Source organism: Paenibacillus sp. HJGM_3 (assembly GCF_045062745.1).
GTDB lineage: Bacteria > Bacillota > Bacilli > Paenibacillales > NBRC-103111 > Paenibacillus_AA.
In genome coordinates this window covers 66,250-86,659 of record NZ_JBJGED010000005.1, presented here as the reverse complement: position 1 = coordinate 86,659, position 20,410 = coordinate 66,250, and the positions used below count along the sequence as shown (strand labels likewise).

Sequence of the window (20,410 nt, the reverse complement as noted above, 5' to 3'; positions counted from 1 at the left end):
CATCACTCCTTCAACCGCGCATTGCCGATGACAACGCGGTGGATCTCGTTCGTGCCTTCATAAATTTGCGTCACCTTCGCATCGCGGAACAGCCGCTCGAGCGGCAGCTCATTCCCGACGCCCTCGGGACCCAGCAGCGAGATCGCTTCGCTCGCCACGGCTACCGCCGTATCGGAGGCGAACAGCTTCGCCATCGACGCCTCCTTCGTACAGGGCCGCCCTTCCTGCCTCAGCCAGGCAGCTCGGTACACGAGCAGGCGGGCCGCTTCCGTCCGGGCGGCCAACTCGGCCAGCCGATCGGACTCGGACGCCAGGACGCCGAGGGCTTTCCTGGCGGGCCCGGCGGTCCGACCGGTTCTCGCCGGAGCGTTGAGGCCCAGCACTCGGAAGGCGGTCTCCAGCGCCGCCCGGGCGATGCCGAGCGCCTGGGCCGCGATGCCGATACGGCCCCCGTCGAGCGAGCCCATTGCGATGGCGAAGCCTTGCCCTTCCTCGCCGATCCGCTGTGCAGCCGGGAGGTGCATGTCTTCATAGATGAGCTGCCGCGTATTCGAGCCGTGCAGCCCCATCTTCTTCTCGAGCGGGCCCACATGGAGGCCCGGCGTGTCCTTCTCCACGAGGAAGGCGGTGATGCCCCTTGCTCCCCGGTCCGGGTCCGTGACCGCGAACGTCAAGTAAGTGTCGGCCGCACCACCGTTCGTAATGAACACCTTCGTTCCATTCAAAATATAGTGGTCTTGATGTTTATGAGCCGTAGTACGAATGGCCGCGGCGTCCGATCCGGCATGCGGCTCCGTCAAGGCGAACGCCCCGAGCCATCGGCCGGACGCGAGATTCGCGGCGTAGCGGGCCTTCTGCACTTCGTTGCCGAAGTGAATTAGGGGCATCGTGCCTACCGACGTGTGAACGGATAAGATCACTCCTACCGTAGCGCTTGCTTTGGCCAATTCCTCAATGACCGCGACATAAGAGATAAAATCGGCGCCCGCGCCGCCCCAGCATGCGGGGATCGGAATGCCCATCAAACCGAGCTCCGCCAGCCTTCCGACGATCACCGCGGGAAACTCGTCGGCACACTCCATACGGGATACTGCCGGGTCGACTTCCGTTTCCGCGAACCGTTGCGCCCTAATTCTCCATTGCTCTTGTTCCTTCGTGAATCGGAGCTCCATGGACCGACGCTCCTTCCCGGCTGCCTGTCTAGCCTATTCGTACACGTAAAAGCCTCGGCCGGTCTTCCGGCCCAGCCAGCCGGCCGCCACATATTTGCGCAACAGCGGACACGGCCTGTATTTGGAATCGCCAAATCCTTGGCAGAGCGTTTCCATGATGGCGAGACACGTATCCAGTCCGATGAGATCCGCCAGCGCCAGAGGCCCCATCGGATGACTCATCCCAAGCCGCATCACTTGATCGACGGCCTTCGGTTCGGCTACGCCTTCATACACGGCATATACGGCTTCGTTGATCATCGGCATCAGGATGCGGTTCGACACGAAGCCGGGAGCGTCGTTCACTTCGACCGGCGTCTTGCCGAACCGTTCCGCCAGCGCCTTGATCATATCGCACACCTCGTCGGACGTAGCGAGCCCTCGAATGATTTCCACGAGAGGCATGACCGGCACCGGGTTCATAAAATGCATCCCGATTACCCGTTCCGGCCGGTTCGTGCAGGACGCGAGCTCAGTAATCGGCAGCGACGAAGTATTGCTGGCCAAAATCGTGTGTGGCGGGCATAGGCGGTCGAGCGTCTGGAACACGGCTTTCTTGAGCTCGAGACGCTCCGGCACCGCTTCAATAACCAGCTCCATTGGCTGCCCCAGGGCGAGCTCCGAAAGACCGGTTATCCGCCCCAAGGTGTCGTTTAGCTGCTCTCTCGTCATCTTCCCCTTGCTGACGAAGCGCTCCAGGCTGCGCCGTATCGTTTCCATTCCCGTGTCGACTGCCTGCATCGACGTATCGTGAAGCAGGACCGCGAAGCCGCTCATAGCGGCGGTTTGGGCAATTCCGCTCCCCATTTGGCCGGCGCCGGCTACCAGAATGGTCTGTATGGGCTGCACGCTCATGCTCGTTCCCTCCAAATCCCGTACTGTCTCTTGCCTTCAGCCGTCTACGCGGATCAGCACGGCATCTCCCTGACCGCCGCCGCTGCAGATGGCGGCGATCCCGAGTCCCCCACCTCGGCGCTTCAGCGAGTGAATCAATGTCAGCACGATTCTCGCACCGCTCGCCCCGATCGGGTGGCCCAGTGCGATAGCGCCGCCGTTCACATTCACCTTCTCTGCATCCCAACCCAGCAGCTTCCCGCATGTAAGGACGACGGCGGCGAACGCCTCGTTCACCTCGAACAAGTCGACGTCTTGGAGTGAATACCCGGTTTGCTGCATCAGCTTGCGAATCGCGAGAGCCGGGACGGTCGCGATATACGGCGCCTCCGCCCCGACCGTCGCGTGTCCGATGATTGACGCCTGCGCAGGCAATCCGAGCTCCATCGCCTTGTCCCTCGCCATTGCCACCACGGCGGCGGCTCCGTCGTTCACGCCGGGGGCATTGCCGGCCGTAATCGTCCCCGCCGGGGAATAGATCGGCTTCAGCCGGGCCAGCTTGCCTGCGTCCGTATCGCTGCGCGGACCTTCATCCGTCTCTGGCTGCGCGGACAGAACGGGGATGATCTCATCCGCGAAGCGTCCATGACGTATGGCAGCGAGCGCCCGTTCATGGCTGCGCAGCGCCCAGTCGTCCTGCTCCTCGCGGCCGATGGCGTATTCGGCGGCGACGCGGCTGCCATGGACCGCCATATGCAAGCCGTCATAGGCGCACAGCAAGCCGTCGCGTAGCATCAGGTCGACGAGGGCGGCATCGCCCATCCGCTGCCCCCATCGGGCAGCGGGGAGCGCGTGCGGAGCCCGGCTCATGCTCTCCATGCCCCCGGCGACGACCGTCGCCGCTCCGCCCGCCCGAATCAGCTGATCGGCGAGCGTAATCGCGCGCAGGCCGGAGGCGCACACTTTGTTGATCGTCTCCACCGTGACGCTCCAGGGCAGTCCGGCCTGTCGAGCCGCCTGCCGCGCCGGATTCTGGCCGGCTCCCGCCTGCAGAGCCATCCCCATCAGCACGGCATCGATGGGGAGCGGCTCCGCGGCTCCAATCTCTGAGCCGGCTCTTTCAACCGCGCCGCGAATGGCCGCGCCGCCCAGCTCTACTGCCGTAAGCCCGCTCCACATCCCGCCGAGCTTGCCGAATGCCGTTCGGGCGCCGGCGACAATGACCGTCTCCTGCATACCGCCCCTCCTTCCACGATTCTAGTTGCAGCTAGGGGCCTCTAAGGCTCTACCGTGTTTGGACTCCCCAGCGAGCTATTGACTAATGCCTGCCGCATCGCCCCCGTACCGGCGGCGGCCGCCAAACATTTGGCGTCCCGCATGTATCGTTCCACCTTATACTCCCGCATGTACCCGTATCCGCCGAACACCTGAACGGCCTCCAGCGTCACACTCTCAGCGGTCCGACCCGCATACGACCCGGCGAGGGCCGCTTCTCTGCGGAAGGGGAGTCCGGCGTCCGCCAGCCAAGCGGCCTGATAGACGAGGAGGCGAGCCGCCTCGACTTGAACCGCCATATCAGCCAGCTTGAACAGGACGGCCTGATGCTGAGAGATCGGCTTGCCGAACTGGGTCCGTTGCTTGGCATAGGCGGTCGCTTCCTCCATCGCGCGCTGGGCGAGGCCAACCGCTAGTGCAGCGGATCCGAGCCAGCCGATGTCGATCGCGGTCAAGGCGCATTCGTAGGCGGCCGCTCCGTGCCCAAGCAGCCGGCTTTTGGGAATGCGGCAATCCGTTAAACGAACGGATCCGGTTGGCACCCCGCGCAACCCGAGCTTTGACTGCAGCTCTCCGATTTGAAGGCCTTCTGCCCCCTTATCCAACAGAAAAGCCGACCATTCCTTACGCCGCCTGTTCTTCCCCAGGTTTAAACGAGCGAATACGACGACGACGTCCGCTTCCCCGGCCAGGTCGACATAAGGGCTTTTTCCGCTCAACACATAAGCTTCATCCTCGAGCACCCCCGCCACTCCGGCCGCTTCCGCAGCCGCCTCGCCGATCCTTCCCGTCTCCAGGGGGAGGAGACAGGCGCCCAGCAGTCTCCCGCCGGCCATCGCTTTCAAGACGGTTTCATGCTGCTGCCGGTTTCCTAATCGGAACACCGGGTAGCTGCTGCGAGTATGAGCGATGAGCGACGCAGCGGTCGACGCGCATACCCTCGACAGCTCCTCGATTACGACGGCAAAGGCGACATAACCTCCTCCCGCACCGCCGGCATTTTCCGGCCATGGGATACCGGCCAAACCCAGAGCCCCCAGCCGTTCCAGCAACCGGCGATCGAACCGGGCCGCCTCGTCACGCTCCGTCGCTCCCGGCTCCAACTCCTGATCCGCCCACTCCCGGACAACCGAGCGAGTCATCTCCTGTTCCTCCTCCAATCGAAAGTGCATCCTACCCCTCCCCGCTCTGACGGTGCCTAATGGGGACAACGTTTGACGATTTTCGCGTTTCTCTACTATATGAGCCGGATGAAGGCTCCATTCGAGCGAAACGCAAAAGAGACCGCCGAATCGGACCGGCGGTCTCGCGCGATATCAAGGAATTGCGCTCGAAAACTATTTTTTCTGGACTAGCTCATTTTTACTCTCGATGAATTTGTCAATGGACTGAAGCAAATCTTGCTTTTCTTTGTCCGCCTGCTCTTGGGTCAACGCTTGGCTTTGCACGAGCTTGGCCGCTTGCGCATCCAGATCGGAGCTCAAGGCATCAATCAGCTGCTGGCGGGAAAGGCCTCGATCGGCCGCTATGTCGGCGAGCGATTTGCCGGACTCCACTTGTTGAATGAAAGACGCCTTGTCAAGACCCAGCAGGTCGAAAGCCGCTTTGATATTATAATCGAGCCCCGGCTTTTTTTGTTGCTCAAGCTCTTTTCCTTTCGGAGGCTCACCGACCTTCCGCGCGACTTCGTTCACGAACCGATCCATGTTCTGCAGCAACTCTTGCTTTACTTGGTCAGCTTGCTCTTGCGTCAACAATTGGCTTTGCACGAGCTTGGCCGCTTGCGTATCCAGATCGGAGCTCAGGGCCTCGATCAGCTGTTGACGAGAAATGCCCCGATCGGCTGCTATGTCGGCGAGCGATTTGCCGGACTCGGATTGTTCGATGAAAGACGCTTTTTCAAGTCCGAGCAGGTCGAACGCCGCTTTCAAGTTATAATCAAGCACCGGTTTCTTTTGGTGCTGCTGGGACAGCGGTGTCTTCATAATGCGTTCCGCTTCCAGCGTAGCTTTCTTCCTTATGTTGCTCTTCTCTTCATCAGTCTGCGGATTCATTTTTTGCTCGATTTGGGCTATGATCTGCTCGGTCTGTTGGTCGATCAAAGGTTGAACGGCTATCCCCTTCTCTTCGGCTATGTCGGCGAGCGATTTGCCGTCCTTGATCGCTTGCTCATAAGCCGCTTTGTCCAACCCGAGTTTAACCGCAAGCTCGGAAATGCCCGGATCCAGCTCCTTTCCTTTCGCCGGCAGAGTGCCCTTTTGAGCGATGGCCGCCTTCTGCTCAATGGCCGTCTTGTCGGATGCCCCCTCCTTCCCCGGGCCTTTGGAGCTTAGGCTATCGGCCGCATAAGCGGTTGCGGGAATGGCAACGGCTAGGGCGAGTACGGCTCCGGCAACTTTCCATTTTTTCTGCATCGAATCCAACCTTCCTTCAAGTAAAATTCCGTCTGGCGACGGTTGCAAGACTAACTGTAACGGAACAATCTGAAACTAGTCTGCAACGTTGGGGAAGGTCACGCGGAAGGTAGTACCGACCTGTGGCTCGCTCCAAACTTGTAGTTTGCCACGGTGCGAGTTCGCGATCTGCTTCGCAATGGCCAGTCCGAGTCCGGTGCCTTCCGCGCGGCGCGTCCGGGCTTGGTCGATGCGATAGAAGCGTTCGAAAATATGAGGCAAATGTTCGCTCGGGATCCCGATTCCGGTATCGGTTACGGCGAGAGAGGTTTCATCGGGGCCGGCTTCCACAGAAAACATGACGGAGCCGCCGTCCCGATTGTACTGAATGGCGTTTTCCGCCAAAATGATGGCAAGTTGACGTATCCGCACCTCGTCGCCATGAACAGGTGCATCGTCCGTGTCAGCGCATCCGGGACCGTCCGACCAGCGCAGCAACACGCGCTTGGACACTGCAATCGGTTCCAATTGTTCGATGACTTGCCGAACCGTAGCACGCAGAGAGAACGTCGACTTCGCGAGCTCAATCCGGCCGTTGTCGCTGCGCGCCAAAAGCAGCAGATTGTCGACGAGCCGGCTCATATGGTGAATCTCGCTTCCCGTCTTGACGAGCACGCTTCGGTGAAACTCGGGAAGCTGCTCTCGCTGCTCGTTCAGCACCTCCACGGAGGACCGCAAAATGCTGAGCGGCGTACGCAGTTCGTGAGAAGCGTCCGAGGTGAATTGTTCCTGCCGCCGGAAGGCGTCGGAGATCGGAACCATCGCCCGACCGGCGAGCACGTAACCGGCGGTAGCGCCCGCCAACAGCAAGACGACGGCGAATCCGGCGAACGCCCACCTCAATTTGACGAGTAGGGCCACATCATTCGTCACATCTTGCCCAACGATCAGAAAGTAGCTATCGCCTGCCTTCCAAGGGATCTTCGTTCCGCCGATTCGAAACGTCCTCCCTTCGAAACTCACATTGCGGTACTCGCCGTCCGCCCTCTTAAACAATTCGGGCAATAACGAAGGATCCGGGAACTGTACTTTCTCGTATTCTGAGGTGGATTGTACGACAATCTGACCTTGGGGACTGAGTACCCAAGCGGCCTGGCTAGGCTGCATGCCGTTCGAAACGAACGCGGCGCTTTTTTTCATCAAATCCTGGGCCGGATCTAGCAATATGGCTCCTTTCGGAGAGTTGATAAATCCTTGCATATCTTGGGCGTATTGGCGGCTAAGCGTCGAGAGCTGATTATTCTCCCTCGACGTAAGTATAGATTGCACCATCCACAAGGAGAAAATGGCGGATAACGCTAAAATAATGCCTATCGTAAGCGAGAATAATCGTGTTAGCTGATTTCGGGTGCGCTCAAACATCAGATCCGCCCCCTGTCGTCAATCGGTATCCGGCGCCATACACGCTTTGAATGCATTTGATCGGGTAAGGCCCGTCCACTTTTTTGCGCAGCAAGCGGACCGTCGAGTCTACAGTATTGAGCGTAACGTCAGCTCCGAGTCCCCACACCTGGTCCAAGAGCTGTTCCCTCGAGAGTACCTGACCGGCATGACGCATCAGGCAGACGAGCAGTTGAAACTCGCGCCGGGTAAGCGAAATGGCCTCTCCATCACGGGTCACTTCGTATCGATTCAGATGAGCGGTCAACGCTCCGAAACGCAGCGTATCAGGTTGAATGCCGCGCTCCTGACGCCGGAACAACGCTTCAAGACGGGCTTCCAGCTCTTCGAATGCGAACGGCTTGATCATATAGTCGTCTGCGCCCGCGCGAAGACCTTCCACACGATCCTGCACGGCGTCTCGCGCCGTGAGCAGCAGGATCGGCGTGTGGTCCTCTCTCTCCCGGATATCCCGAACCAAATCCAGGCCCGTCATGCCGGGGAGCATCCAATCCAGCACATACACGTCGTATCGGCCGGACCCCATCGCCTGCCGAGCGTCCATCCCGTCTTTCAGCCAATCGACCACATGATACCGCCGCAAGAGTTGGTGTTCCGTCAGTTCCCCCAGCGTCTCGTCGTCCTCCGCCAGAAGAATTCGCATTGTACGATTCCTCCTCGGCCGAACCAGTCGGCCTCCGTAAGTTTATAACCTAACTATAGCAGGGAAAAATGAAAGCAATATGAAAAATGGGCATGGAAGCGCAGAAAAAAAGCCACTCAACGGAGTGGCCTCAAGGACGGTTATGTCCCGCAATACGTTCGGTATGGAGTGGCGCAGCTCTCGGGCGGGGCGGCGAATTCCTCTTGCTCCAGGGTGTGCGCGTAAGGACTCGCCAACGCTTCCAACAGACGCTTCATCACGCTGAAGTCTCCATCGTTAACCGCGGCTTCCAGTGCTTCTTCCACCCGGTGGTTGCGAGGGATTATCGCCGGATTGCTGTTGCGCATCAATTGATGGGACGAGGTCATCGGTTCCGTCTGATCAGTCCGTCTCTTCTGCCACAGCGCATGCCAAGACTCGAATTCCGGAGTGCCGGTCAGCACGGTCTCCCCGGGCTTATCGAACGTCAGGGCACGGAATGTATTCGTATAGTCGGCCCTATATTTGTGCATCATCGCGAGAAGGTCATCGATCAAAGATTCATCCTGCGGTTCTTCGTTCAGCAGGCCCAGTTTGGCCCTCATGCCCGCGAGCCAGTGGCGGCGAAACAACTCGGCAAACTCCGAGATCGCATCTTGCGCCAGCTGGACGGCCTGCTCCTCGTCGTCATGCAGCAGCGGCAGCATAGCTTCCGCCAATCTCGCGAGATTCCACGCGGCTATAGGCGGTTGATTGCCGTAGGCATACCGGCCCTGCGAGTCAATCGAGCTGAATACCGTGTCCGGATTATAGGCGTCCATGAAGGCGCACGGACCGTAATCGATCGTTTCACCGCTGAGCGCCATGTTGTCGGTGTTCATCACCCCGTGAATAAAGCCGACGAGCTGCCATTGGGCAATCAAGGCCGCCTGTCGCTTGATGACTTCCCGGAGCAAAGTTAGATAACGGTTCTCCTCGCCATCCGCTTCTGGAAAATGCCTTTGCAGCGTGTAATCCGCCAAAGTGCGAAGATCCTGACGTGAGCCCCATTTGGCTACAAATTGGAACGTGCCGACACGCAGATGGCTGGCTGCCACTCGGGTCAAGATTGCTCCCGGCAGATGGGTTTCCCGGATGATCGATTCGCCGGTCGCGACGACCGCCAGGCTGCGGGTCGTAGGGATCCCAAGCGCGTGCATCGCTTCGCTGATGATGTATTCGCGCAGCATCGGGCCAAGCGCCGCCCGGCCGTCGCCACGGCGGGAATATGGCGTTCGGCCGGCACCTTTCAGCTGAATATCGAACCGCTCGCCCTTGGGAGTGATCTGTTCGCCGAGCAGCAGAGCCCGGCCGTCCCCTAACATCGTGAAATACCCGAATTGATGTCCTGCATAGGCTTGAGCGAGCGGCAACGCCCCTTCGGGAATCCGGTTCCCGGCCAGCACGGCGACGCCATCGTCGTCTTGCAAGGCTTCCGCGTTCAGCCCAAGTGCAGCAGCGAGCGGTTCGTTCAGCATGATCAGCCTGGGCGCGCGAACGGGAGTAGGGTTGAGTTTGGAAAATAAAGATTCCGGCAGTCGGGCATAGCTGTTGTCGAAGTTCCAACCGGTCTCTATGATTGCTTTTGTCATCGTAACTCCTTCTTCTTTTCGGTCATTTTGCCATCGTTTATTGCGGTTCAACATGCATTCCTAACTATTATTTCTTCAAGATCCCTAAGTATGCTTTCCATGGTCCCACGTCTTCCCTATATCGATCGGCCATCACTCTCACGATTTGGGAGAGGTGTGTTAGGTCATGAACAACCCAGGTGGACAACAATTCCCGTAATCTCACTTCCCCGAATGCATGGTGGGTGCCCGTTAATTCCAGATGGGCTTAGAGGTGCTCGACCACTTCGGAGACGTTCCATGTTCCTTCTTTTTCATGGTGTTGCAGCCAAGCCTCGGACAAACCGGATAAAAACTGCTCCAACAAGCGGGGCGTACTCTCCAGAACCTCAATCGCTTCCTTCAGTTCAAAATTCATCGAAACGGCTCCCTCCCTATTGCCTGCTGCTAGGAAAAGTCTACCATAGCTCCGATTGAAATCAAGTGCAGCTCATTCCAAAAGGAATAAGCACTCTGACGAGTGCTTTCTCCGTACGGTGTCTATGCGATAACTACAGCTTTTCAGACACGACTTTGGCTTGCGTGAACAGCAGCAAATAGTCGCGGCCGCCGGCCTTGGAATCGGTGCCCGACATATTGAATCCGCCGAACGGGTGCACTCCGACCAATGCACCGGTGCACTTGCGGTTGAAGTACAGATTGCCGACATGGAACTCGTCACGTGCCCGCTCCAAGTGGGCCCTGTTCCGCGAGATCACGGCACCGGTCAATCCATATTCGGTCCGGTTCGCGATCGCGATCGCCTCGTCGAACGTCTCCGCTCGGTGGAAGACCAGTACGGGCCCAAATATTTCCTCCTGCGCCACTCTCGCCTCAGGCGCGACATCGGCTATAATCGTCGGCTCGACATAATAGCCGCGCGGGTCGCCTTGTCCGCCGCCCAGCACGATGGTTCCTTCCTCCCGCCCGATTTCGATGTAGCCCATAATTTTGCCCATCGCCTTGTCGTCAATCACCGGCCCCATGTAGGTGGAGGGCTCTAGCGGCTGACCTACGATGAGCTGGCGGGTGCGCGCGACTACTTTCTCTAACAGGGCATCGTGGACTTCTCGCAAGGCGACGACCCGGGAGCAAGCCGAACATTTCTGCCCGGAGAAGCCGAACGCCGACAGGGTGACCGCTTCCGCGGCGAGGTCGAGATCGCAGTCGCTGTCGACGATAATCGTATCCTTGCCGCCCATCTCGGCGATGACCCGCTTGATCCACTTCTGCCCCGGATTCGTCTTGGCGGCCCGTTCGTTGATGCGAAGGCCCACCTCCCGCGACCCGGTGAAGCTGATGAACCGTGTCTGCGAATGGTCCACAAGGTAATCCCCGACTTCGCTCCCCGATCCCGGCAAATAATTCACGACCCCCGCTGGGACGCCCGCTTCCTCCAGCAGCGCGACGAACTTCGCCGCGATGACCGGCGTAGGGCTGGCGGGCTTCAGGACGACCGTATTGCCGCATACGATTGCGGACGTCGTCATGCCGGCCATAATCGCGAGCGGGAAATTCCACGGCGGAATGATGACACCGACGCCGAGCGGAATGTAAGTGAGCTCGTTGTCTTCGCCGGGAATGCGCGTCAGTGGCTGCCTCTCGGCAAGGCGTTCCATCTCCCTCCCGTAAAACTCCATGAAGTCGATCGCTTCGGCGGTATCGATGTCCGATTCCGTCCAGCTCTTGCCGGCCTCGTACACCATCCAGGCGGAGAACTCGTGCTTGCGGCGACGCAGCAGGGCCGCGGCTTTGTACAAGCAGCGGGCCCGGGCACTCGGCGGCACTCGCTTCCATGTCTCGAACGCTCCGGCCGCCGCTTGAATCGCTCGTTCGGCTAAGGCCCGATCTGCCTGTGCGACGATGCCCACCACTTGCTGCGTATCTGCCGGGTTGATCGAGCTCGCCCGGCGCCCGCCTGCGGACACCCGCTCTCCTCCGATGACAGGGCCGTATTCCCGGCCCAGCTCGGCACCCACTTGCCGCAAGGCGGCGGCGAACGCTTGTCGGTTCGACTCCAGGGTAAAATCGGTAAACGGCTCATTGCGGTACGGTTCCAGCATGAGGATGCCCTCCCTTGTCGTTTCACGTTTTTGGTCCATACAACATTGTAAGAGAAAGGTACGGCAAACATGCGAAGCACTTTAAAGGCCGCCCGTTAATACACTGAATTATCTGAAATATCCGATCAATTCGCACTCGGGTCAGTCACAAGTAAGGGGGATGAAAAAAGATGGAACTCGGAAATATCGGCAATAAGCTGTTTCGCTCCTCGCTCTTGGCATTGGCCGGGAACCGGGCGATCGAGTCGTTGGCGTTAAAGTACGGGCTGCAGCTCGGAGCGGGTAAATTCGTCGCCGGCGAGACGCTGGAGGAAGCGCTGAGGCAAGTCCGCTGGCTGAACGCCCAAGGCATTGTCGCGACGCTCGACCATCTGGGAGAAGGCATCCGCCGCTTGGAAGAAGCGGATTCGTACCGCGAACAATATTGGCTCCTGTTGGACGGCATCCGCGACTCCGGGGTGAACGCCAACGTATCTCTGAAGCCGACCCAGATGGGGCTGGCGCTCGATCCGCAAGCATGCTTGGCTTACATTCGCAGCATTGTGGTGAAGGCGCGGGCGCTCGGCAATTTTGTCCGGCTCGATATGGAAAATTCGCTTTACACCGACGCCACGATCGACATCATGCGCCGGTTGCACGGCGAAGGTCTCACCAATGTGGGTACGGTTCTGCAAGCGAGCTTGTACCGAACCGAAGAAGATGTACGCCGACTGCGCACTTACAATCTGCGGCTGGTCAAAGGCGCCTACAAGGAGTCGAGGCACATCGCCTACCCGCTGAAGGCGGATGTGGACGCGAACTTCAAGCGCATGATCGGCTCGCGCTTGCGCAGCCGGATGGGGTACACGGCAATAGCGACGCATGACGAAGCCATCATCGACTGGGTGAAAGATTTGGTGATCCGCGAGCGCATCCCGCGAAGCTCCTTCGAATTTCAAATGCTGTATGGCGTGCGGGCGACGATGCAAGAGCGTCTCGCGAGGGAAGGCTACAAAATCCGCTGCTACGTGCCTTATGGCCGGATGTGGTATCCGTACTTCGTCCGGCGCTTGGCCGAGAGGCCGGCCAACCTGTTGTTCGTATTGAAAAATATGATCAGGAGGTAGTGATCGATATGCCATACGTCGGTACGGTCGAAACGATCCGCGTTCCGTTCGATCTGGGCGCCGGTCGCCGTGGAGCGAGCTTGGGGCCAGGTGCGATTATGCGGGCGGGATTGGAATGCCGCTTGCAGCAGTTGAACGTCCCGATGCTCGACCGGGGGGACATCCCCGTTCCGGGACACATTCCGTTCGCCACTCCCGACGCTTCGCTCTCTGCAGCGAGCTCGACGCTCCGGTACTTGGCGGAGGTGGAGCAGGTGAATGCGGCGCTTGCGGAATCGGTCGCGCAAGCCGCGGCCGGCAAGCGATTTCCCCTCGTGCTGGGCGGAGACCACAGCATCGCCATCGGTACGATCGCCGGCCTGGCGGACCATTACCGGAATTTGGGCGTCATCTGGTTCGATGCCCATTCCGATCTGAACACCGAGCATTCGACCCCCTCCGGCAACATACACGGCATGTCGCTCGCGGTCAGTCTCGGGTTGGGGCACCCCGCTCTCACCGGGATCCGAGGCGACTCTCCCAAAATCAAGCCGGAGCATATCGTTCTCATCGGAGTGCGCTCGCTCGATCCTGCCGAGAAGACGTTCATCCGCTCCCAAGGCATCACGTGCTATACGATGCACGACATCGATCGCAAAGGGATCGGCCGTGTCATGGAGGAAGCGATGGAGCGTGTTAGTACGGGAACGGACGGCGTACACCTCAGCTTCGACGTAGACTGCCTCGATCCGCTCGAAGCTCCCGGGACCGGAACGGCGGTGAACGGCGGGCTCAGCTTCCGCGAGGCGCATCTGGCCCTCGAGCTGCTGTACGAAGCCGGGATCGTCACGTCCGCCGAATTCGTGGAGGTGAATCCCGCACTGGATGTGAACGAGAAGACGGCGCACCTCGCCGTTGGGCTTATCTGCTCTTTGCTGGGACAGCAAATCTTGTGAGAAGTGGAGGATGACCTATGGAAGAGCCAATTGAATCAGGGCCACTCTCTTCCCGTGCGATAAAGCAAACGGAGATCTATGGCGCCTCTAACTACCATCCGCTCCCGATCGTCATCTCCCGGGCCAAAGGGGTTTGGGTGGAAGATGCCGACGGCCGGCGTTATATGGATATGCTGAGCGCCTACTCGGCGCTGAATCACGGACACCGCCACCCAGCGATCATCCGGGCGCTGAAGGAGCAGGCGGACAAGGTGACGCTCACTTCGCGGGCGTTCCACAACGAGCCAATGGGCCCGTTCCTGGAGCAGCTCGCCGCGTATACGGGAAAGCCGAAGCTCTTGCCGATGAACACGGGTGCCGAGGCGGTCGAGACGGCCTTGAAAGCCGTGCGCCGCTGGGCCTGCGATGTCAAGGGCATCCCGGAGGGGCAGGCCGAAATTATCGTCTGCGACGGCAATTTCCACGGCCGGACGATCACGGTGACCTCATTCTCATCGTCCCCGGAGTACCGGCGCGGCTTCGGCCCCTTCACACCCGGGTTCACCAGCATCCCGTTCGGCGACATCCAAGCGTTGCAGCAAGCGATTCGTCCGAACACGGCGGCGTTCCTGTTCGAGCCGATCCAGGGCGAGTCCGGCATCCGCATTCCTCGCGAGGGCTATGTTTGCGAAGCCGTCGACCTGTGCCGCCGCCATAACGTCCTCACCGTCGCCGACGAGATCCAGACCGGCTTCGGACGAACCGGCCGCCGTTTCGCCTGTGACTGGGAAGACGTCGTCCCGGACGTCTACATCCTCGGCAAAGCGCTCGGGGGCGGGGTATTCCCCATCTCCGCAGTAGCCTCCGACCGCGAAGTGCTCGGCGTGTTCGACCCGGGCTCACACGGTTCGACCTTCGGCGGCAACCCGTTAGCCTGCGCGGTTGCGACTTCCGCCCTGCAAGTGATGCGAGACGAGAACCTCGCCGAGCGCTCGGCGGAGCTGGGCGCCTACTTCCTGCAGCGGCTGTCCGCCGTTCGCAACCCGCACCTGACCGAAGTCCGAGGCCGCGGATTGTTCATCGCCCTCGAGCTGTCGGTGCCGGCAAGACCCTACTGCGAGCAGCTCATGTTGGCAGGCGTACTCTGCAAAGAGACGCACGGCAATATCATCCGGCTCGCCCCTCCGCTCGTCATTACGCGAGAGGAGCTCGAATGGGCCTGCGAGCGTATTCATGCCGTGCTTCATCAGCCTACACCTTGACGGGCGACGCCCGCAGCACTTGAACGAGCCTATCCAATCCAGATGCTTCCTTCGTCAGTTTCGGGAACTTTTTTCGAGTTGAGTGGTCTTATATGGTGAGGTGATCTCAACTTGGACTCCGATCCCCATTACTTGCAGCATCTAGCGCCTGGGTTCGACCGGGATGAAGTGCTCCGCGACTTAATGGTCACGTATGGCGAAGATGTGTGGAAGTTCGCTTATTTCCTGACGCGCCGGTCCGATCTGGCCGATGATATTGCCCAAGATGTGTTCCTGATCGCCTATACGCGGCTCTACGCCTTCCGTAGGGATTGCTCCGTGAAAAGCTGGCTGCTCACGATCACACGCAACAAGTCGTTGAATTATATGAAAAGCTCGTTTATCCGGAAAGTAACGCTTCTCGGCGTCCTCTTCCCCGGGCAGCAGGCTCCCTCCGCGGAGCAGGTGCTGTTCGACCGGCTGGAGAGCCGGGAATTGTGGACGCAAGTGATGAAGCTGCCTCGCAAATTCCGCGAGGTTCTCATCCTGTCATATCATTATGGGTTGTCCGTCAAAGAAATCGCGGGAATGCTGCAGGTGTCCGAAGGTACGGTCAAGTCCCGAGCGAACCGGGCGAAAAACAAGCTTGCCGAGTACATGGACGATGCGCGGAAAGGAGATTGAAGCCATGGAGCCGAACGAACAGCCGCAATGGGTATGGGCGGAGCGGATGAAGCCGTCTCCATTCGTCAAAACACGTTTCACTGCCGACCGGCAAGCGAAGGTGATAAGCCGGATTGCCAAGCGCCGGTCCAAGCGAAAAGGATTCCTGATCTCCGCCTCCCTGCTCACCGTCGGGGCTTCGCTTCTGATCGCCTTGCTGGCGCTGCCTCATGACGAGAAAGCCCGTATAGACTCACCACCCCCGGGCTCCAGAATTATAGAGAAGACTCAATACTACGATCACGGGAAGCTGCTGCTCTCCGCTTTTCCCGATCCGGAGCTGCAAGCCGGCAAAACCGCAGGGTATATGTTCTCGTTCACGGCTCCGTTCGAAGCTTTCCAAGGCAAGCGGCTGGCGCTCCGCGCCGTCCATGTGCGTTCGGGACAATCGGTTCAAGCGATCCCCCCTACGGTTGTCACCGAGCCTAGTCCCGGATACCCGAGCTTGGGGCGCTTCACCGCCCGGTTCGCGCTGCCTCTCGGCGGAATATGGCGGTATGAGTTCGAGCTGGACGGCCAAGCGTATGCGAACGTCGAACTGACCGTTCAGGAGCCTTCATGGGAAGTCAGCCCGGAATTCCGATCCGGCACCTATCTCATGAGGGGGGTGGCGAACAAAGTGGGATTCATTGATCCCGGCTTTTTAGCCGGCAAGACGAATAAATACATGTGGCATTTCTGGGGGCCGCCGGAGGAATTAAACGGCAAATTCGTCGTGAAAGCGGTGAAACAAGGCGACGACCAGATGATCGACGTCTTCTCCGCTGATGCGCTTGCCGGTGAGAATAATGGGGCCGACCGTCACTTCCCTTCCTCGATGTCACTCCCAGAACCCGGTTTATGGCGATTGTTGCCGTTCGTGAACGGGCGCCTGATCGAAAGCATCGTTGTCGATGTGAAGTAGCTGCACTGTGAACAGGCTGAATGGGCCGTCGAATGCAATCGACGGTCTTTTTCGTCTGATGCAGCGAATCCAGCTGCTCCTGCATATTTCCCTTCCACCGCTGAGAAACTATGCTCGTAAGGAGGGATCTTATGGAACCGGCCCCCGCTATCGGACTGGAGCAACGGCTGCAACAATTGCAAGAGGCTTTTCACCACACGGACGATCTCGTACTTAGTGTTCTGCAGTCGAGTACGCTGGATTCGAGAACCGTTCTCGTCTATCTGGAGCCCTTGGTCGATTCCGACAAAATCCGAGATTCGATCGTTCTTCCCCTGTCCCAAGCATTAGGCATGCCAATCTTGCATGCTCTTGGGGGAACGAATGTCGCACCGGTTACGACCCTGAAACAAGCCATAGACCTCGTTCTGCTCGGATATTGCTTGGTTTGTTCGGAAACCGAGCCGTTGGGGGCGGCCGTACAAGTCGACACTACATACACCCGCAGCATCATGGAACCGCAGAACGAGAAAGTCGTGCGGGGCTCGCACGAGGGGATGGTCGAACAGATGTCGATCAATCTGAATTTGATCCGCCGAAAAATTACGAGCGAGAAGCTTACGATCAAATATTATTTCTTAGGCACAGAAACAAAAACGAAAACCGCGGTAATATTCATGGATGAAATCGTAAACCCCCGTCTCGTCCGTAAGGTGGAGCGGCGGTTGAAATCGATCCATAGCGACGATGCGTTCTCGGCCGACTATGCGGAGGATCTGATCGAGGAAAATCCTTGGTCGCTCTTCCCTCAAATCTTGCACACCGAACGACCGGACCGGGTTGCCGCCAATTTGATGGAGGGTCGTGTAGCCGTCCTGATGGAGGGCTCGCCCACTTCGCTTATTATGCCGGTGACGTTCGCAGCCTTATATCAATCGCCGGATGACTATAACTCTAGATGGATGGTCGGCTCCTTTTTCCGGATGATTCGCGTGTTCAGTTTCTTCTTGGCCTTCTCTTTGCCCGCCATCTACATAGCCGTTATTTCCTATCACTTCGAAATTGTGCCGAATGAGCTTATTTTGCCTATGCAGAGTGCAGTGCGCGACATCCCGTTTCCCCCGATCGTGGAAGCGATGCTGATGGAGATTACAATCGAGCTGCTGCGGGAGATGGGGATTCGGCTTCCTACCCCGATCAGCCAGACGATCGGCATCGTGGGCGGCCTCGTCATCGGCGATGCCGTTGTAAAAGCGGGTTTTGTCTCCAGCGTGATGATTATCGTCGTGGCAGTAACGGCGATCGCGTCCTTCGTCGTACCATCCAATGAAATGAGCTTGGCCGTTCGACTGCTCCGCTTCCCTTTCATGATTCTGGCTTCGCTCTTCGGGATTCTCGGCATCTCGTTCGGATTTACTTTGGTTTGCATCCACCTATGTAAGCTGGAGTCGTTCGGGACCCCCTTCTTGGCGGGCACCGCACCGTTCAAGTGGAGCGATATTAAGGATACATTCGTTCGGCTTCCTCAATGGCTCATGAACACAAGACCTAGTTTCTTGCGCACTCGACGGAAACGTTCCCAAGCCTCAACAAGAAAGTGGGCCGGTCATGAAAGCAAGCAACGCAAAACCAAATAGTCTCTATTTGCATCAGCTGTTCTTCGTTACTATCAATATTCAGATCGGATTCGCGGCCCTTCGGATTTCGTATATCACGGGAAAAAATGCTGGGCACGATGGATGGTTGTCCGTTTTAGCGGCAGGTGTGGCTACACAGCTATTGATTCTCCTCATCTGGCTGCTGATGCGCCAATATCCGCGGCAGGACTTGTTTCAGATCGCGGTAAAACTGCTTGGACGCCTTGGAGGCAAACTGGCGATCGTCCTGTGCGCGTTCTATTTTTGCCTTCTGGTGCAGTATACGCTGATCGAGATCACACGTCTGATACACGTCTGGGTGCTTCCATTAACGCCTCAATGGGCTCTGCTCTTCTTCCCGGTGCTATGTATCGGCTATGTGGCCGTTGAACCGGCTCGAGTGCTAGCCCGATTTTTGACGCTTAGCTCCCTGCTGCTCCTCTTCCCGCTAGTACTGGGCTTCATCCCTATGGTGCACGGGCATTGGCTCTATCTGCTTCCTGTCGGAGATGCCGGATTCGTTCCGATTATGAAAGGGGCTAAAGAAGCGTTCTTCGGCTTCCTCGGCTTCGAATCGATCTTCGTCACGTATGCCCTCTCGCGAGGGACGGCTGCGCAGAAGCTTGGGGTCATTTGTTCTGCTAACGCAGCCGTTATGCTTTATTACGTCTATCTGGCCATTGCCGGCACCGTGGCTTTCAGCTCCGAGGAAAGCAAGCTTGTCCCGGAGCCGGTGCTGTATATGTTGAAGGCGGTCTCGTTCAAAATCGCCGAACGGCCCGACCTTCTGTTCTTTTCCGTGTGGTTGATCATCATATTGGGAACGAGCGCGGGCTATTTGTTTCTCGCTTCGTCAGCGATCCATCGGTTATTGGGATTGAAACGCAAGCCGGTGATTATCGCCATATGCCTCGCCTGCTATCTCATCGCATTATTCGCGACCGGACAAGATGTAATGAAGCTCCTTAGGAAAATATTGGAATATACTTCCTTTGTCGTTTTAGCCGGGATTCCGGCGTTGTTGCTCATCGTAGCCCGGTTCCGGAAGCGAACGGAGGTGCACTCCTATGAGTAATCATTCTGAAGGCAAATGGCTATGGCTGCTCATCCTTCCCCTGCTCTCGGGCTGTTGGGACCAAAACTTGCTGAGCCGGTCGATTATTCAACTGGGGTATGGCGTGGACCTGGCGGAGAACGGGAAAGTAAGAACGACCTTTACGCTGGTTACAAGCAATAAAAAAACAATCGTTACGAGCGTCGAGGGCGAGACGCCAAGGGACACAAAGCTGCATGCAAACCAGCGGTTGCCGGGCAACATAGATTCCTCCAAAAATCGGGTCGTGCTGATCTCCGAAGAAGCGGCGAAAAAAGGGATCTATCCATACTTGGACGTGCTATACCGAGATCCTAAAAGCGCTTTGAACGCGAAAATCGGAATTGTTGAAGGAACCGTGGAAAAGATGCTGAACCAATATGCCGACAGTCCCGCCATGCGTAAATTCGACGGTTTCTTCACATCCATGGAAAAGTCGACTTCGATCCCTAAAACGAATGTCCAGAACACGTGTACGATCTTATTCGATAACGGACAAGACAACTTGCTTCCGTTTTTAACGATGGATGACACTAAACAGATTGTTATAGGCGGAAGCGCCATGTTCCATCAGGAGTATTATACGGGTAAGCTCTCGAAAGACGATACCGAGCTTCTCCTGCTGATGAAGGGGGAGCTGGCCGACACGGTTCAACTCAAAATTCACACCGGAGAAGCATCGGGGATCAAAGGGTATGCGACATCCAATACGGTTCACATGAAGCGGGATTTGGACGTCGATTCGAAAAACGGACATGTATCCGCCAAACTCAGCCTGAACCTGGATTTACAAATGCTTGAATATCCGTTGGACAAACTGGAACAAGAAGAACGGCAACGTAAATTGGAGCGGGAGTATGAGGAACAACTGACCGACCGGGCGAAGCGTATATTCGAAAAGCTGCAAGCCGGGAAATGCGACGCACTCGGCATCGGACGGATCGTGCAAGCTTTTCACCCGAAGCAGTGGAAACGGATGAAGTGGGACGAGGAGTACCCCAAAGTTCGGTTCGAGCCTCAAATTAACGTGAGGATTGTCGGAACCGGGATTATGAGCTAAACATGTATGACTTCCAGCCATTCGGCCAATGATATCCACGGAGGTGATCCCATTGGAGAACAAACATGAAGAACCTACAATCGCGCCAGGCATGAACATGCACGACGAGCTGGAAGAGAAAGCATCCGAGGAAGAAGTGCAGCGGGGGGAATCCACGTCGGTGACCCGCCTGTATGTGGACCTAACGCAGGAGGACTAAAACATCAATAAAGGTTGACCTACTGGGATGTAGATCAACCTTTATT

The 20,410-nt window shown here is 58.0% G+C and carries 18 protein-coding genes and 1 pseudogene; 9 read left to right on the top strand and 10 right to left on the bottom strand.

Annotated elements, in window-relative coordinates:
* Positions 1-2: 2 nt before the first annotated feature.
* The 10 genes and pseudogenes from ACI5FR_RS07430 to pruA form a co-directional block, all read right to left on the bottom strand.
* Positions 3-1,172: an acyl-CoA dehydrogenase family protein gene (locus ACI5FR_RS07430; RefSeq protein WP_405452434.1), complete on the bottom strand. Its 1,170-nt coding sequence runs from the start codon at positions 1,170-1,172 to the stop codon at positions 3-5.
* 33 nt (positions 1,173-1,205) lie between these two features.
* Positions 1,206-2,066 carry a 3-hydroxybutyryl-CoA dehydrogenase gene (locus ACI5FR_RS07425; protein ID WP_405452431.1) on the bottom strand — a complete coding sequence of 287 codons (861 nt, stop codon included), beginning with the start codon at positions 2,064-2,066 and terminating at the stop codon, positions 1,206-1,208.
* Positions 2,067-2,102: 36 nt separating this feature from the next.
* Positions 2,103-3,281 carry an acetyl-CoA C-acetyltransferase gene (locus ACI5FR_RS07420; protein ID WP_405452428.1) on the bottom strand — a complete coding sequence of 393 codons (1,179 nt, stop codon included), beginning with the start codon at positions 3,279-3,281 and terminating at the stop codon, positions 2,103-2,105.
* A gap of 41 nt (positions 3,282-3,322) precedes the next feature.
* On the bottom strand, positions 3,323-4,492 hold the full coding sequence (locus ACI5FR_RS07415) for an acyl-CoA dehydrogenase family protein (RefSeq protein ID WP_405452426.1): 1,170 nt from the start codon (positions 4,490-4,492) through the stop codon (positions 3,323-3,325).
* 165 nt (positions 4,493-4,657) lie between these two features.
* Positions 4,658-5,734: a hypothetical protein gene (locus tag ACI5FR_RS07410; RefSeq protein ID WP_405452423.1), complete on the bottom strand. Its 1,077-nt coding sequence runs from the start codon at positions 5,732-5,734 to the stop codon at positions 4,658-4,660.
* Positions 5,735-5,809: 75 nt separating this feature from the next.
* Positions 5,810-7,135, bottom strand: a complete 1,326-nt coding sequence (locus ACI5FR_RS07405) for a sensor histidine kinase (protein ID WP_405452421.1) — start codon at positions 7,133-7,135, stop codon at positions 5,810-5,812.
* A complete protein-coding gene (locus tag ACI5FR_RS07400) occupies positions 7,128-7,817 on the bottom strand; it encodes a response regulator transcription factor (protein WP_405452418.1) in 690 nt (229 codons plus the stop codon). Before ACI5FR_RS07400 ends, ACI5FR_RS07405 begins: the two co-directional genes overlap by 8 nt.
* A 140-nt stretch (positions 7,818-7,957) precedes the next feature.
* Entirely contained in the window at positions 7,958-9,427 is a 1,470-nt protein-coding gene (locus ACI5FR_RS07395) for a protein adenylyltransferase SelO (RefSeq protein ID WP_405452415.1), read from the bottom strand.
* A gap of 67 nt (positions 9,428-9,494) precedes the next feature.
* Positions 9,495-9,824: pseudogene (locus tag ACI5FR_RS07390) on the bottom strand (hypothetical protein).
* Between the two features lie 133 nt (positions 9,825-9,957).
* Positions 9,958-11,508, bottom strand: coding sequence for an L-glutamate gamma-semialdehyde dehydrogenase (pruA, locus tag ACI5FR_RS07385; RefSeq protein ID WP_405452412.1), 1,551 nt, complete (start codon positions 11,506-11,508; stop codon positions 9,958-9,960).
* Between the two features lie 170 nt (positions 11,509-11,678).
* Here pruA and ACI5FR_RS07380 point away from each other — a divergent pair, with 170 nt between their 5' ends.
* From ACI5FR_RS07380 to ACI5FR_RS07340, 9 genes are all read left to right on the top strand, one after another.
* Positions 11,679-12,614 carry a proline dehydrogenase family protein gene (locus tag ACI5FR_RS07380; RefSeq protein ID WP_405452409.1) on the top strand — a complete coding sequence of 312 codons (936 nt, stop codon included), beginning with the start codon at positions 11,679-11,681 and terminating at the stop codon, positions 12,612-12,614.
* A gap of 8 nt (positions 12,615-12,622) precedes the next feature.
* Positions 12,623-13,549 carry an arginase gene (rocF, locus tag ACI5FR_RS07375; protein ID WP_405452406.1) on the top strand — a complete coding sequence of 309 codons (927 nt, stop codon included), beginning with the start codon at positions 12,623-12,625 and terminating at the stop codon, positions 13,547-13,549.
* A 17-nt stretch (positions 13,550-13,566) separates the two neighbouring features.
* Complete coding sequence (locus ACI5FR_RS07370; protein WP_405452403.1) at positions 13,567-14,790, top strand: ornithine--oxo-acid transaminase; 1,224 nt, start codon at positions 13,567-13,569, stop codon at positions 14,788-14,790.
* 111 nt (positions 14,791-14,901) lie between these two features.
* On the top strand, positions 14,902-15,453 hold the full coding sequence (locus tag ACI5FR_RS07365) for an RNA polymerase sigma factor (protein WP_405452401.1): 552 nt from the start codon (positions 14,902-14,904) through the stop codon (positions 15,451-15,453).
* 4 nt (positions 15,454-15,457) lie between these two features.
* A complete protein-coding gene (locus ACI5FR_RS07360) occupies positions 15,458-16,396 on the top strand; it encodes a DUF4871 domain-containing protein (protein WP_405452399.1) in 939 nt (312 codons plus the stop codon).
* 131 nt (positions 16,397-16,527) lie between these two features.
* Positions 16,528-18,012, top strand: coding sequence for a spore germination protein (locus ACI5FR_RS07355; protein WP_405452396.1), 1,485 nt, complete (start codon positions 16,528-16,530; stop codon positions 18,010-18,012).
* Positions 17,984-19,087 (top strand): GerAB/ArcD/ProY family transporter, encoded by a 1,104-nt coding sequence (locus ACI5FR_RS07350; RefSeq protein ID WP_405452394.1) that lies wholly within the window; start codon positions 17,984-17,986, stop codon positions 19,085-19,087. Before ACI5FR_RS07355 ends, ACI5FR_RS07350 begins: the two co-directional genes overlap by 29 nt.
* A complete protein-coding gene (locus tag ACI5FR_RS07345; RefSeq protein WP_405452391.1) occupies positions 19,080-20,165 on the top strand; it encodes a Ger(x)C family spore germination protein in 1,086 nt (361 codons plus the stop codon). The genes ACI5FR_RS07350 and ACI5FR_RS07345 overlap by 8 nt, the downstream gene beginning before the upstream one ends.
* A gap of 52 nt (positions 20,166-20,217) precedes the next feature.
* A complete protein-coding gene (locus tag ACI5FR_RS07340) occupies positions 20,218-20,364 on the top strand; it encodes a hypothetical protein (protein ID WP_405452981.1) in 147 nt (48 codons plus the stop codon).
* The last annotated feature ends 46 nt before the right edge of the window (positions 20,365-20,410 follow it).